12 protein-coding genes are annotated in these 14239 nt (G+C 71.0%); 8 read left to right on the forward strand and 4 right to left on the reverse strand.

Annotation, left to right across the window (positions count from 1 at the left end; translation table 11 throughout):
• The first annotated feature begins 365 nt into the window (after nucleotides 1-365).
• The 4 genes from IEY17_RS00760 to IEY17_RS00775 are packed head-to-tail and all read left to right on the forward strand — an operon-like array spanning nucleotide 366 to nucleotide 5338.
• Nucleotides 366-3545: a sensor histidine kinase gene (locus IEY17_RS00760; RefSeq protein ID WP_229679730.1), complete on the forward strand. Its 3180-nt coding sequence runs from the start codon at nucleotides 366-368 to the stop codon at nucleotides 3543-3545.
• A gap of 20 nt (nucleotides 3546-3565) precedes the next feature.
• Entirely contained in the window at nucleotides 3566-3973 is a 408-nt protein-coding gene (locus IEY17_RS00765; RefSeq protein WP_188985262.1) for a roadblock/LC7 domain-containing protein, read from the forward strand.
• A gap of 32 nt (nucleotides 3974-4005) precedes the next feature.
• Nucleotides 4006-4761 (forward strand): DUF742 domain-containing protein, encoded by a 756-nt coding sequence (locus IEY17_RS00770; protein WP_188984326.1) that lies wholly within the window; start codon nucleotides 4006-4008, stop codon nucleotides 4759-4761.
• On the forward strand, nucleotides 4742-5338 hold the full coding sequence (locus IEY17_RS00775; protein WP_188984328.1) for a GTP-binding protein: 597 nt from the start codon (nucleotides 4742-4744) through the stop codon (nucleotides 5336-5338). The genes IEY17_RS00770 and IEY17_RS00775 overlap by 20 nt, the downstream gene beginning before the upstream one ends.
• Before the next feature lie 113 nt (nucleotides 5339-5451).
• On the opposite strand, the gene IEY17_RS00780 is transcribed toward IEY17_RS00775, so the two are convergent.
• The gene (locus IEY17_RS00780) at nucleotides 5452-7704 is read right to left on the reverse strand and encodes a helicase-associated domain-containing protein (protein WP_188984331.1); all 2253 of its coding nucleotides are present in this window, start codon (nucleotides 7702-7704) and stop codon (nucleotides 5452-5454) included.
• 181 nt (nucleotides 7705-7885) lie between these two features.
• Between IEY17_RS00780 and IEY17_RS00785 the strand changes: the two genes are divergently transcribed.
• The 4 genes from IEY17_RS00785 to IEY17_RS00800 all read left to right on the forward strand — a co-directional run bounded on the left by IEY17_RS00785 (nucleotide 7886) and on the right by IEY17_RS00800 (nucleotide 11321).
• Nucleotides 7886-8071, forward strand: coding sequence for a hypothetical protein (locus IEY17_RS00785; RefSeq protein ID WP_188984333.1), 186 nt, complete (start codon nucleotides 7886-7888; stop codon nucleotides 8069-8071).
• A gap of 218 nt (nucleotides 8072-8289) precedes the next feature.
• Nucleotides 8290-9744, forward strand: coding sequence for an NAD-dependent malic enzyme (locus IEY17_RS00790; protein ID WP_188984335.1), 1455 nt, complete (start codon nucleotides 8290-8292; stop codon nucleotides 9742-9744).
• A gap of 72 nt (nucleotides 9745-9816) precedes the next feature.
• The gene (moaC, locus tag IEY17_RS00795; RefSeq protein WP_188984337.1) at nucleotides 9817-10290 is read left to right on the forward strand and encodes a cyclic pyranopterin monophosphate synthase MoaC; all 474 of its coding nucleotides are present in this window, start codon (nucleotides 9817-9819) and stop codon (nucleotides 10288-10290) included.
• Nucleotides 10291-10406: 116 nt separating this feature from the next.
• Nucleotides 10407-11321 (forward strand): molybdenum cofactor biosynthesis protein MoaE, encoded by a 915-nt coding sequence (locus IEY17_RS00800; protein ID WP_188984338.1) that lies wholly within the window; start codon nucleotides 10407-10409, stop codon nucleotides 11319-11321.
• A 199-nt stretch (nucleotides 11322-11520) separates the two neighbouring features.
• Here IEY17_RS00800 and IEY17_RS00805 read toward each other — a convergent pair whose 3' ends face one another.
• The 3 genes from IEY17_RS00805 to moaA all read right to left on the reverse strand — a co-directional run bounded on the left by IEY17_RS00805 (nucleotide 11521) and on the right by moaA (nucleotide 14187).
• Nucleotides 11521-12135, reverse strand: a complete 615-nt coding sequence (locus IEY17_RS00805; RefSeq protein ID WP_188984340.1) for a LysM peptidoglycan-binding domain-containing protein — start codon at nucleotides 12133-12135, stop codon at nucleotides 11521-11523.
• 704 nt (nucleotides 12136-12839) lie between these two features.
• Nucleotides 12840-13133, reverse strand: a complete 294-nt coding sequence (locus tag IEY17_RS00810) for a MoaD/ThiS family protein (protein ID WP_188984342.1) — start codon at nucleotides 13131-13133, stop codon at nucleotides 12840-12842.
• Nucleotides 13134-13137: 4 nt separating this feature from the next.
• Nucleotides 13138-14187, reverse strand: a complete 1050-nt coding sequence (gene moaA / locus IEY17_RS00815; RefSeq protein WP_188985264.1) for a GTP 3',8-cyclase MoaA — start codon at nucleotides 14185-14187, stop codon at nucleotides 13138-13140.
• Between the last annotated feature and the right edge of the window lie 52 nt (nucleotides 14188-14239).

Here is a 14239-nt window from a genome sequence, read left to right on the forward strand (position 1 = left end):
GTTGAACCACTACCAACAACCAGGCGAAATTAGGTCATCAGGACAGGGACGGATGAACTGTTGTTCATACCACTCTGCCCGGTGATGACGTCCCGCTCTGGGGGCCTGACTTGTGACGCCCAGTTAAGTATAGTCTCGCCCGTCGAGGTGACCTGCCTCTGCTTCGGGGGATGCACGTTGTGACCAGGGAGTGTGATGGCAAGCCCGGCTGACAGAGTCAGGGTCTGCGGCGGCTCGGCGGGAGTTGAGGCACCGTCGGCCCGCTCGTGGCTACCCGGCGCCGTGTCGGCTCGCGGGCGCATTCCCGGCACAATGACCAGCACTGTCGCGGCGCGGAGAGGCAACTAGCCGTGGCGGTGTCGCACATGTCCGCCGCAGCGCAGGAAACAGGGATGCTCAACAACGACCCCGCTACCGGAGCCAGCCCAGCCACCCCGTCGGCTGGCGCTCGGACCAGGACGTGGTGGCTGCGCAACTGGCGCCTCCGGTACAAGATGGCCGCGGTCCTGCTGGTCCCGACGCTGGTCGCGTTGAGCGTTGGCGGAATCCGGGTCTTCGACGGCCTGGCCACCACCTCACGGCTGAACACCATCGTCGAGCAGGTGGAACTGGTCCAGCAAACCGCCAACGTGACCCACGAGCTGGAACGCGAACGAGACTTCGCCGTGGTCCTGACCTCCGCGAACAGCTCGGCCGCGGCGGGTGAGGCCACCAGGCAGCACCAGCAGGTCGACGTGGCCGTGCAGCAGCTGCGCGCCTTCGACGCGCGGGTGGCGGACTTCTCGCCCGAGGTGCGCAGCGCCTACGAGGCTGCCGTTCACCGGCTGGAGGCCCTGGGCTCGCTGCGCAGCACCGTCAACGCCGGCTTCACCAGCCAGCAGACCCTCGTCGCCTACAACTCGGTGATCGACGCGGTGCTGCAGGTCACCCGCGCCGTCGCCGGTGCCGCAGCGAACACCGAGATCACCGCGGCCGCGCGGGCCGCCGAAGCGCTCGGCCGCGCCAAGGAGCAGCTGGCCCAGCAGCGGTCCATCCTGCTCGGCGCCGCGCTGCGCAACGAGTTCTTCACCGGCCAGACCGACGCCATCCGCGCGGCCAACGCCCGGTTCGAGGCCGCCCACGAGGAGTTCGAGACGGCGGCCACCCCCGAGCAGCGCGCCCTCTACGCGGCGTGCGTCGCCGGGCCCGAGGTCGACAGCGCGGAGCAGATCGAGCAGACCGCGCTCATCAACGGCGACCGCGGCGATCGCCTCAACGTCGACCCGCTGGAGTGGGGCCGCGTCTCCGGCCAACGCACCGACCTGGTCCGCTCCGTCGAGGAGCAGGTCCTGCGCGATTTCCACGACGACGCCGCCGAACTCGCCGACTCCACCCAGTGGTCGGTCATCCGCGACAGCGCGCTGATCCTGATGCTGCTCGTGGTCGCCTTCGGCATCGCCGCCTTCATCGCCCGCTCGATGCTGCGGCCGCTGCGCACGCTGCGCTACAGCGCGCTGGAGATCGCCCAGCAGAGCCTCCCCGAGGCGATCAGCAAGGTGAACGAGGACCCGTCCGCCGCCGGCAAGGTCACGGTGCCGCCGGTGCCGGTGCACACCCGCGAGGAGATCGGGCAGGTCGCCCGCGCGTTCGACGCGGTGCACCAGCAGGCGCTGCGCCTGGCCACCGAACAGGCGCTGCTGCGCAACAACGTCAACGACCTGTTCGTCAACCTGGCGCGGCGCAGCCAGACGCTGGTCCAGCGGCAGCTGGCCCTGATCGACCGGCTGGAGCAGGACGAGCAGGACCCGGACCAGCTCAGCAGCCTCTTCGAGCTGGACCACCTGGCCACCCGCATGCGCCGGAACAACGAGAACCTGCTCATCCTCGGCGGCACCGACCTCACCCGCCGGATGATGCGCCCGGTGCCGCTGAACGAGGTGCTCGGCGCCGCGGTGTCCGAAGTGGAGCAGTACGCGCGCATCGCCGTGGTCGACGCGCCCGACCTGGCCATCCAGGGCCGGGTGGTCAACGACTTCGTGCACCTCATCGCCGAGCTGCTGGAGAACGCCACGGTGTTCTCCAACCCCGACACCGAGGTCACCGTCCGCACCGCCTACCGCAGGCAGGAACTCGTCATCGAGATCCGCGACCGCGGCGTGGGCATCGACGCCGAGGAGATCGACGAGATCAACGAGCGGCTCACCCGGCCGCCGGAAATCGACGTCGCGGTGTCGCGACGGATGGGTCTGTTCGTGGTCGGCCAGCTGGCGCAACGGCACAACATCCGCGTCGAGCTGCAGAACAACGACAACCTCGAGGGCGGCGTCACCGCGACGGTGCGCCTGTCCGGAGAGTATGTCGTGCAGCTCACCCCGGAAGGCCCGAAGCCGATGCCCGACCTGCCGCGCTCCGCGCGGGCCGAAGGGCGGCGCGAGTCGGTCAGCGAGACCGGCACGCACCTCGGCCTGGCGGCGGCGTTCGGCCGCGCCGCGGCGTCCGACCGCGGCGTCGAGCAGCCCACCGAGCGGGCCCCGCTGCCGAGGCTCGACGGCGTCGAGCAGGCCACCGCGTTCACCCCGCAACCGCAGGAGGACCCCCAGCCCGCGGACACCGAACTGCCCACCCAGTACTCGGTGACCGTGTCCGACGGCGATTCGTTCGGCGCCACCGACATCCCGAAGTGGGAGGATCACGCGGCGGCGCCCGCGGACGACGTCCAGGCCGAGCAGTGGCCCAGCGAGGAAAGCGTTTCGGAGTTCGACGGCCAGTGCGGACCGCCGTCGGAGCCGGCCGAGCCGGCGAACCTGTTCCGCAGCCCGTTCGAGGCGGAGAAGACCGCCGCGTTCACGCCATCGGAGCTCCCGGCCGACGAGCCGTACGACAGCGGGGTGGACGGATCCGGGCTGACCTCGGCCTTCGGCACCACGAGCTCCCCGGAGGACGCGGCGGACAACGGAAGCGGCCAGCACGCGGCGCCCGACCCCTGGACGTCCGCACACAGCTCGCTTTCCGGAGGCCCCTCGTCGTCGTCCGTCGGCGACGAGCCCAGCGGGGCCTCCTGGGACATGGCCGACGACGCACCAACCCAACGGCTGCCGATCTACGAAGCGGTGCTCTCACAGTGGTTCCGCGAGTCCGATGTGGATGAGAGTCCGCTGGCGGCGGCCGGTACCCCGGACACCGCATCGGAGCCGGCCGAACCGGCCGCGCCCGACTCGGTCAAGGAGGTGCCGCGCACGACCACCCCGGATCCCGGATGGGGTTCGGCCGACGTCGGCTGGAAGGCGGCCGAAGCGCTACTGCAGCAGACCCAGCAGGTGCAGGAGACCACCGCGGCCGGACTGCCCAAGCGGGTGCCCAAGTCCAACCTGGTGCCCGGTTCGGCCGCCCCGCGGTCGCCGCAGTCCCAGCGCCGCAAGCCCGCCACCTCGCGTTCGGCCGACGCCGTGCGCGGCCGGATGACCAACTTCCAGCAGGGTGTCAGGCGGGGTAGGCACTCCAAGGCTGAGCCGGTTTCCACCGAACCACCCCGCTCGAATCCGAGCCGTCACGAGGAGCAGGAGTGAACGGGTCCGTGCAGCAACCGATGAGCAGCGACAGCTTCAGTTGGCTGATCACCGACTTCGTGCGCCGGGTGCCCGGCGTGGCGCACTCGGTGGTGGTGTCCGCGGACGGTCTGCTGCTCGCGGGTTCCCAGGGTTTGCCGCGGGACCGCGCCGAACAGCTGTCCGCGGTCGCCTCCGGCCTGGTCAGCCTCACCCAGGGCGCCGCCCGGTGCTTCGAAGCCGGGGAGGTGACCCAGACCGTCGTGGAGATGGAGCAGGGCTATTTGTTCCTGATGTCCATCAGTGACGGCTCCTGCCTGGCGGTGCTCGCCGCCCCCAACGCCGACATCGGCCTGATCGCCTACGAGATGACCCTGCTGGTGGAGCGCGTCGGGCGGCAGCTGACCCCGGAACTGCGGGCGCAACTGCAGGGCTTGGGGCGTCGGTGATGCCGACCGGGGAACGCTGAGGGGAGCTCGCCATGAACACCGGTTCCGAGCCGAGCTGGGACGGTGACCTGTTCCGCCTCTACAACAAGCGGCTGAGCGCGGATTCCTGGCAGGACGACCTCGTCGACGACTCTGATGGCGATCGCGCGTCCGACTCGGTGGAGGGCGTCGGCGGCTACGACCGCGCGCTGTTCGGCGGCCCGGGCGCCGACCTGTTCGGCGCCCGCTACAGCGCCGAACCGGAGGCATCCGGGCCGCGCACCACCACCGACAGCGGTCCGCCGTCGGTGTCGATGCCGTCCATCTCGCAGCCGATGTCGCCGATTTCGCAGTCGACGCCATCGATTTCCCAGCCGATGGCACCGATCTCGCAGTCGATGCCGTCGATCTCCGGGTCGATGCCCGCGATCCCCAGCACCGACCCGGGGGAGTCCGAGGACGGGCTGGACGGCGGCTCGCTGGTGCGGCCCTATGCCCGAACCCGCGGGCGCACCCGCACCGATTATGATCTCGCTATTGAGACGCTGGTCACCACCAGCGAACGCGGCCGCGCGCAGACGACGCAGATCAGGCCCGAGCACAGGTCCATCTCCGAGCTGTGCGTGGAAGCCCGTTCGGTAGCGGAGGTCGCCGCGCACCTGCGCCTGCCGCTGGGCGTGGTGCGGGTGCTGATCGGCGACATGGCCGATACCGGCCTGGTTCTGATTCACGAGAGTGGCATGGTCGTCGGCGATCGGCCGTCAATGGAGTTCTTGGAGAGGGTGCTCAGTGGGCTTCGCAGGCTCTGATCCCCGAACGGCGGCGAACAGCCGGAAGACCTCGACGAAGATCGTGGTCGCCGGTGGCTTCGGGGTCGGGAAGACGACGTTCGTCGGTTCGGTGTCCGAGATCGTGCCGTTGACGACCGAGGCGGTCATGACCGAGGCCAGCGTCGGGGTCGACGACCTCAGCGCGACGCCGGGCAAGGTCACCACCACGGTGGCGATGGACTTCGGCCGGGTCTCGCTGGACTCGGACCTGATCCTCTACCTGTTCGGCACGCCCGGCCAGCACCGGTTCTGGTTCATGTGGGACGACCTGGTGCGCGGTGCGATCGGCGCGGTGGTGCTGGTCGACACGCGGCGGCTGGCGGATGCGTTCGCGTCCATCGACTTCTTCGACGACCGGGGACTGCCCTACATCATCGCGATCAACACCTTCGACGGCGTCCTGCATCACCGCATGGAGGACGTGCGGGAGGCGCTGACGATCGACGACTCGGTCCCGATGATCACCTGTGACGCGCGCAACCGCGAGTCCACCAAGCAGGCCCTGATCACCCTGGTCGAACACGCAATGCGCCAACGCATGGCCGCCACCCGCTAACCACCCCACCCCCGCCGCGCCAGGCCCCCGGCACCAACGTCCCGGGCATTTCGTGGGATGTCGGGCCTCGGCTTGGGGGTGTCGGGCCGGGGTGGCGGGGCTTGGGGTGGGGGTCAGTCTTCGACCAGGGCTACTGAGGTGATGCGGTGTAGGGGGAAGGTGCCCAGTTCCTCGCTGGCCGTGTCGAAGCCCTGCAGGACACCGCCCCCGACGCTGACCGGGCGGACCACGCGCTGACTGCGCACGCCGTGGGTGTCGACGAAGCCCAACCACACCATCCGCTGCTGGCGCGCCGCGTCACGCAGAAGCTGCAGCGTCGCTTCCGCGCTCGGCCGCCCCCGTTCGGGGCTCACGGTCCTGCCACGCCGCGCGGCCCCGGCCCGGTCCCCGGCACGCAGGGTCGCGATGAGGTCGGCAAGCTGCTCCGGGCTCGGCCCGGCCAGCGCCACCGGGGACGTCGCCCGAGTCCGGCCGCGCACCCGCCGACCGCTGGAGCGCAGGTCAAGCACGTTGCCGTCGGGGCCCTCGGCGACCGGGGCGAACCCCGCATCGCGCAGCCCCTCCACCAGGTCCGCCAGCGGCAGCGGGCTGACCAGCACGGTCGGCGCGATGCGGCGCAGTTCGAGCTCCTCGGTCCCGGGCTTGGCCAGGATCTCCGCCAGCAGCAGCGGATCGTCGCAGCGCACGAACGCCGTCGCGGTGCCCACCCGCAGCCGCCCGTGGCGGCGGGCCACGTCGTCGATCAGGTAGGTCAGCGCCTGCGGCACCGGGGTGCGCGACCGGGTGCGGAACAGGGTGTGCAGGTCGTCAGCGGTGTGCCCGGCGTCCAGCGCCCGCCGGACGCTGCGCTCGCTGATCCGGTACACCGTGGCGCTGCCCGTGGACTCGACGTCGGCGACGAGCTGCATCTCCGCGGCAAGGTCGGGTTCCAGTCGCCCCGGGGCGACGACCGTCAGGTCGGCCTGCACCAGGACGTGGTCCAGCGGCTCGGGCAGCGCGCTGGTGAGCTGCCGCGCGGCCTCGGCGGGCCCGTCGGCGAGCAGGACGCGACCCGCGGTGGTCAGCGCGTGCAGCGCGACGACGCCGAGGGCGGTCGCCTCGGCGAGGGTCCAGCGCACCAGGTCGTCGCGCATCCGGCCGCCGCGTCGCGGGGCGCGCCAGGCGAGCACGGCGGCGACGTCGTCCGGTCGCGCCCCGTGGCCGCCGGGAAGTTCGTCGAGGTAGTCGAGGACGCGGCGGCGGTCCCGGGGGGCGAGCGGCCGCCGCAGGTCCTCCGACAGCGGACCGAGCAGCCGGTCCCGCTCGTCACGGGCGCCGATCAGGCCCGGCAGCCGCGGCAGGTCGAGCCACGCCTGCGCCAGCGTCGCCCAACGCTGCTCCGGGGGCGAGGCCAGCCAGGTGTCCGACTGGTAGGTGGGCACCCACTGCGGTTCCGCGCTCTCGCTGTTGGCGATGAGGTTGGCGGCGACCGCGAGTTCCACCAGCAAGCCGAGCCGCTGCTCGTCGACCTCGATGGCCTTGGCGGTGCGCCGCAGCTCGCGGACCCCGACACCGCCGGAGCGCAGCACGTCGGGCGGCTCCTCGCCCCAGGCGTGCAGCAGTGACTCCACGTGCCGCAGCAGCTCCAGCACCTCGCCGGCGCCGGTGGAGTCCACAGTGGATTGACCGGGGCTGGTCAGGTCCGGCACCGGTTCCTCGGGCTCCACCCGGCCCATCGGCTGCGTACCGCGCACGACCAGCGCCAGCTGGCGCGGCAGCTCCACGGTCTCGGTATCGCGGCGCAGCAGCAGGCCCTTGGCGAGCAGGCGCTGCACCGGGTTCGTCGCCTCCGCGAGCGGGACGTCCCGCGCCGCGTCCTTGGTGCGGCCGATCGGGGAGTTACCGGCCAGCTTGCCGACCAGCCGCCGCTCCTCCTCGTCCAGGTCGGCCAGCGCCGCCTTCGCCGCCGCCTCGGTCAGGTGCTCGGCGGGGCGCCCGAGCCCGGCGGGGAACGTCGGCAGCACCTCGCGGACCGCCGGGGGCACCGCCAGTTCGTCGTCGTCGCCCCACACCAGCGCCAGGTCGCGCAGCCGGTCGGCGCAGCGGCGGACCCGTTCGACGGTGACCTCCGCGCCGAGCAGCTCGGTGACGGCCTGCACGCGCACCGGCGCGAGGTCCGCGTCCAGCAGCACCAGGGCTTCCAGCGTGCTGAGCGCGAACGAGTCGAGGTCCTCGCAGGCCCGCGCGACCGACGAGCGCACGGCGACGCGCGTGGCCAACACCGAGGAATCGGCGGGCGGCGGCGTGGCGAGATCGGGTCGGGCGCGCAGCAGCGTCGCCAGGGCTTCGTCGCTGCGTTCCCGCAGCCAGTCCGCGAGTGAAGGCATCCCTGCCACGATACCGAGGCGCGGCCCGTTCCAGATCCCCTTCGCCGGGCGTGACCCGGCCCACTCGCGGACACGTCCGGCCACGTCAGCGGCAGTGTCGCTGCGCACCCTCGGGTGAGGTCGGGCGCCCGGATCCGGCAGACTGGACGTGCACCGTAGCCGGAATGCACAGGAGGACCACGTGGCCGGCAAGACCAAGAAGGACCGCATCGACCCGACCTGGCCGAAGGTCTCGGACGGCGAGCACCCGGTGAGCGAGTTCCTCGCGGACAAGCAGGGCGCCCTGTCGCCGTTCGGCGACACCACCTTCCCGCTCGGGCAGGACGCCGTCCCGTACGTCCACCCGGTCACGCGCATCAACAAGTAACCCTGGTTTGTCAAGGGGACCGGTCGGTAACCGGACCGGACGTCGCTCACACAAGGGAAAGTTTTAGGCTTTTTCGTGCTGGGTGAAGTTCCGGTCGCTTAGCACGCCCGCAGGGCTTGCGTCCCGGTTGAGCGATCCGCTCCGGCGGTCGGCGTTGCGGGCCGCCGGAGAACGGCACCCGTCAAAGTCCATAGCCGCAAGCTCGACAGGGGTGTGCCATGCCGGTTCCAGGTCCGGGTTATTCGATCACCGTGCGCGTGGAGGCGCCGCCGTCGACGACCGCGGCGGGCGATCTGACCACCGCGATCGGCCGCGGCGGCGGGGTCATCACGGCGTTCGACGTCGTCGAGTCGCACGCCGATCGCATCGTCGTCGACATCACGTGCAACGCGCTGTCGGCCGACCACGCCAGCGACCTCACCGGGACCCTGGAGACGCTGCCCGGGGTCCGCGTCCGCAAGGTCTCCGACCGGACCTTCCTGGTGCACCTCGGCGGCAAGATCGAGGTGGCGCCGCGCGTCGCGCTGGCCAACCGCGACGACCTCTCCCGCGCGTACACCCCCGGGGTGGCGCGGGTCTGCACGGCGATCGCGGAGAACCCCGAGGACGCCCGCCGCCTGACCATCAAGCGCAACTCCGTCGCGGTGGTCACCGACGGGTCCGCGGTGCTCGGCCTGGGCAACATCGGGCCGGAGGCGGCGCTACCGGTGATGGAGGGCAAGGCCGCGCTGTTCAAGAAGTTCGCCGGCGTCAACGCCTGGCCGGTGTGCCTGAACACCCAGGACACCGAGGAGATCATCCGCACGGTCGAGCTGATCGCCCCGGTCTACGGCGGCATCAACCTGGAGGACATCGCGGCCCCGCGCTGCTTCGAGATCGAGGCCCGGCTGCGGGAGAAGCTGAACATCCCGGTGTTCCACGACGACCAGCACGGCACCGCCATCGTCGTGCTCGGCGCGCTGCGCAACGCGCTGCGGGTGGTCGGCAAGGAGATCACCGACTGCCGGATCGTGGTGTGCGGCGTCGGTGCCGCCGGGTCGGCCATCATCCGCCTGCTGCAGCACAAGAAACCCGCCGACATCATCGCCGTCGACATCGACGGCATCGTCCACGGCGGACGCGGGGACACCGACCCCAACCTGCGCTCCATCGCGGCGGCCACCAACAAGGACGGCCGCACCGGCACGCTGGCCGACGCGGTCCGCGGCGCCGACGTGTTCATCGGGGTGTCCGCGCCGAACCTGCTGTCCGCCGACGACGTGGCGACGATGAACGACAACGCGATCGTCTTCGCGCTGGCCAACCCGGACCCGGAGATCGACCCGCTGGAAGCGCAGAAGCACGCCACCGTCGTGGCCACCGGGCGCAGCGACTACCCGAACCAGATCAACAACGTGCTGGCCTTCCCGGGTGTGTTCCGCGGTCTGCTCGACGCGCACGCGCACAAGATCACCGACGACATGATGCTCGCGGCGTCCAACGCCATCGCCGACGTGGTGGACGGTGAGCGGCTCAACGCCTCGTTCATCGTCCCGAGCGTGTTCGACTCGGCGGTGGCCCCGGCGGTGGCCGACGCGGTCAAGCGCGCGGCGATCGCCGCCAGGGACGACGAGGAGGTCCCGCGCGGCGGCTCGTCGCTGCCGTTCTCCATGGCCGAGGACATCGAGTACTGAGGTCGCAGACACATGCACCGGGTGATTCACCTGCTCGGCGACGTGCGTGGCCTCGGCGTATAGGCTCGGAACATGGCGCAGGACGAGCTCACGCATGTCGACGAGGCGGGCGCGGCGCGCATGGTCGACGTCTCCGGCAAGCAGCCCACCGCCCGCACCGCGGTTGCCACCGGGGTGGTGCGCACGACCGCCGAGGTGATCGCGCTCCTGCGCCGTGACGGGCTGCCGAAGGGCGACGCGCTCGCCACCGCCCGGATCGCGGGCATCATGGCGGCCAAGCGCACCCCGGACCTGATCCCGCTGTGCCACCCGATCGCGATCTCCGGCGTCAAGCTCGACCTAGCGCTCGGCGAGACCGAGGTGCGCATCACCGCCACCGTGAAGACCACCGACCGCACCGGCGTCGAGATGGAGGCGCTGACCGCGGTCACCGGCGCCGGGCTCACCCTGCACGACATGATCAAGGCGGTCGACCCGGCGGCGGTGCTCGACGCGGTCCGAGTCGAACGCAAGGAGGGCGGCAAGACCGGCACCTGGGTCCGCTGACCCGAGCCGCTCGAGGGGGGATGTCGGTCCCGCGCGGAAGATGTCCCCGCGACGGCACGGTGGAGTGTCGTGCTGCCGCCCCGGTGCGGGTGTCCCGCAAGACACAGGAGGTCTCCATGACGAGGACAGCGCGGGTGATCGCCGCGTCCAACCGGGCCGCGGCCGGGGTGTACCCGGACCGCACCGGACCGGTGATCGTCGAGTGGCTGCGCGCCCGCGGCTACGAGGTACCGGACCCCGTCGTGGTGCCCGACGGCGACCCGGTGGGTGAGGAACTGCGCCGCGCGGTCGCCGACGGTGCCGACGTGGTGATCACCACCGGCGGCACCGGCATCAGCCCCACGGACCGCACGCCGGAGGTGACGGCGGCGGTGCTGGACTACCCGGTCCCGGGCCTGGCCGAGGCGATCCGCTTGGCGGGGCTGCCCACGGTCCCGACGGCGGTGCTCTCCCGCGGCCTGGCCGGGGTGAGCGGCCGGACGCTGATCGTGAATCTCCCCGGCTCGCGCGGCGGCGTCAAGGACGGGCTCGGCGTGCTGGACGGGGTGCTCGACCACGCGGTCGACCAGTTGCACGGCGGTGACCACGCGACGCCAAACCGAGCCGCCGCGGAGGTGCTGCGCGCGGACGTCGTGGAGCAGGTCATCGACGTCGACGACCTGGCCCGTTCCGTGGAGCACCGGGCGGCCGGCGCGGTGGTGACGTTCGGCGGAGTGGTCCGCGACCACGACGGCGGGCGCGGCGTCCGGGAGCTGGAGTACGTGGGGCACCCGAGCGCGTCGGAGGTGATCTCCGAGGTGGCGCAGGACATCGCGGCCCGCTTCGACGGGGTACGCGCCCTCGCGGTCTCGCACCGGATCGGCCTGCTCAAGATCGGCGACGTGGCCCTGGGCTGTGCGGTGGCCGCGGAACACCGCAAGCAGGCGTTCTCCGCCTGCGCGGAACTGGTCGACGAGGTGAAGCGGCGCCTGCCGATCTGGAAGCGCCAGGTCTTCGACGACGGCACCGAAGAATGGGTCAACTGCCCCTGACCCACCGTGTCGCGAGGCCGCGGTTGCCGTGTGGGACAGGCGCCCGCTGGGGCGCCGTCAGGCACCGTGTCCGGGCCGGAGGAAAGACGGGACCCCACCGCTGGGGGCGTGCGGTGGGGTCCCGAGAGGTGTGGAGCACGTGCCGTGTCGGGGGGTACGACACGTACTCCCTGCCGACCGGACGGTCCGGTCGGCAAGATCATTTGATGTCGAGCTGCTGACCCGGGAAGATCAGGTCCGGGTCCTTGATGATGCTCGAGTTGCGCTTGGCGATCTCCTGGTAGCTCACGCCGAACCGCTGACCGATCTCGCTGAGGGTGTCACCGCGCTGAACCGTGTAGTCCGCGCCGTTGGTCTTCACCGCGGGCTTGGTCGTGCGGACCTTGGTCGTGGTCCCGGTCGTCTTCTTCTTCGGGGTGGTGGTCTTGGTGCTGACCTTCGTGCCGCCGCTGGTCCAGTTGACCTTGGCGGTGCAGCCCGGCCACGCGTTGGCGCCCTGCGCGGCAAGGACCTTCTCCGCGATCGCGATCTGCTGCTCGCGGGTGGCCAGGTGCGCGCTGCTGGCGTACTGGGTGCCGCCGAAGGCCGCCCAGGTCGACTGGCTGAACTGCAGCCCGCCGTAGTAGCCGTTGCCGGTGTTGATGCTCCAGTTGCCGCTGCTCTCGCACTGCGCGAGCTTGTCCCAGTCGGGCGCCGCGTTGGCGGGGGCCGCGATCGCGATCGGGGAGGCGATCACGGCGCCGGCGACGGCGACTCGGGCAACGGTGCGGCTGGTATTGGAAGGCTTGCGGTGCTTGCCCTTGTAGCGAGCCATGTCTCTCTCTCCTGCCGCGCCTGCGGGGTGGGCTGTCGGGTTCGGGCTGAGAGGCAACCCGGCCGGCTCGGGGGAACCGGCTGCACCCCTGGGGCTTCGGGGAGCCCGGAGGATGCGCCCCCGCCCCTGTCCGGTGTGTTCGTTTCGGGGGTAGGAAGCCCGCCGGACAGGGTTCGGCGCTGCGAGCTTCCCGCTCCTTGCTGATCGGTTCGGGGCCGACCGATGAGCGACACTACGTAACCGGCGGGAAGATCGGAAATGCTCAATGCTGTGACGCTGGTCACAGTAACGCCCCTGCGGGGTGCTTCGATCCCGATCATTTCCGCAGGTCAGAGCGTTGTTATCAACTCGTTTCCCGGCTGAGATCGATCACGGTCAGTGAGGCGTGAGTCACCTCGTTACTCCCGGCGTGCCACGTCCGCCGCAGGGATTGACAGCCCCGGGCCCGGCTCTGGCGCGCCTGTGCGAGCCCCTTCGGGGGTATGCGAATGATCACGAATGGAATTCGGGAAGATACTCAGAGTAGTGATCTACGTAGCCCCATAGGGAGCGGTTCAGACTGCCGAGTGGAGGGTGGCGGAGAGCAAGATCGACACGCCCCACATGAACACCAAAACGTCACCTGATCGAGCGTGTACGACACGCCGGGGCATGTTGTATATCGCGCACGCGCGCACCCGCGCGCGGATTAATGAGGTGGGGGTTCAGCCGCCCGCGAACGGCGGCAGGACGTCCAGATCCGCTCCGTCGGGCACGGTCACGCCGCGGTCCCGCACCGCGACGCCGTCGAGCAGGAAACTACAGGCGGGCAGCACCCTGGCGAGCTTCTCGTCGTGCAGCTGCTGCGCCGCCGCGATGACGTCGGCGGCAGTCACCACCTGTCCGTCCGGCTTGGCGACGCGCACCGTCTCCTCCGGCACCCCGGCCGCCGCGCGGGCACCCGCGAAGTACCGGACGCGCACGGCCACCGTGCCGACGTGTTCCGCCGGAGCCGACATCCGCTCAACCCCCGATCGCGCTCATCGGCCGGGACGGCTGGGCGAACTCACCGGAGTCCATCCCGTGCCCCGCCGCCTTCGCCCACATCGTCCGCTGCCAGAGCTCGATCAGCTCGGCGTCGCTGGCCCCGTCGCGCATCGGGCCACGCAGGTCGGTCTCCGTCGTGGAGAACAGGCAGGAGCGCAGCTGGCCGTCGGCGGTGAGCCGGGTGCGGTCGCAGGCCGCGCAGAACGGCCGGGTGACCGAGGCGATCACGCCGACCGTGGCCGGACCGCCGTCGACCAGCCAGCGCTCCGCGGGCGCGGACCCGCGTTCGGCCACGTCCGGGGTCAGGGTGAACTCGCGGCTGAGCCGCTCCAGGATCTCGGCGGCGGTGATCATCTGCGTGCGGTCCCAGCCGTGCTGCGGGTCCAGCGGCATCTGCTCGATGAACCGCAGCTGGTAGTCGTGCTCGATGCAGTACCGCAGCAGATCGCACGCCTCGTGGTCGTTGATGCCGCGCATCAGCACCGCGTTGACCTTCACCGGCTCCAGCCGCATCCGCTTCGCTGCGGCCAGTCCGGCGAGCACGTCGTCGAGCCGGTCGCGCCGGCTCAACTTCCGGAACACCTCGGGGTCGAGGGTGTCCAGCGAGACGTTCACGCGGTCGAGCCCCGCCTGCACCAGCGGTTCGGCGTAGTCGCCGAGGTTGATCCCGTTGGTGGTCAGCGAGGTCTTCGGGCGGCTGGGCAGGGCGGCGGTGGCGCCGATGATGTCCACCAGGTCCTTGCGCAGCAGCGGTTCGCCGCCGGTGAAGCGCACCGAGGTGACCCCGAGGTCCTCGACGGCAATGCGGATCAGTCGGTTCATCTCGTCGGTGGTCAGCAACTCCGCGCGCTTTAACCACGGCAGGCCCTCCGCGGGCATGCAGTAGGTGCAGCGCAGGTTGCACTTGTCGATGAGGGAAACGCGCAGATCCGTGGCCACCCGACCGAAGCGGTCCACCAGGTACGGGGTGTCCGGTCGCGCGGACTCGTCGATCGTGCGGCGCACGAGCGGGATTCCCAGGTCCACCGTCACCCCACGACCCTAACCCGTTAGGGCGCCTCATTTCGATCGCGCGACG

Origin of the sequence: Saccharopolyspora thermophila (assembly GCF_014646075.1) — a bacterium.
GTDB classification, from domain to species: Bacteria; Actinomycetota; Actinomycetes; order Mycobacteriales; family Pseudonocardiaceae; genus Saccharopolyspora; species Saccharopolyspora thermophila.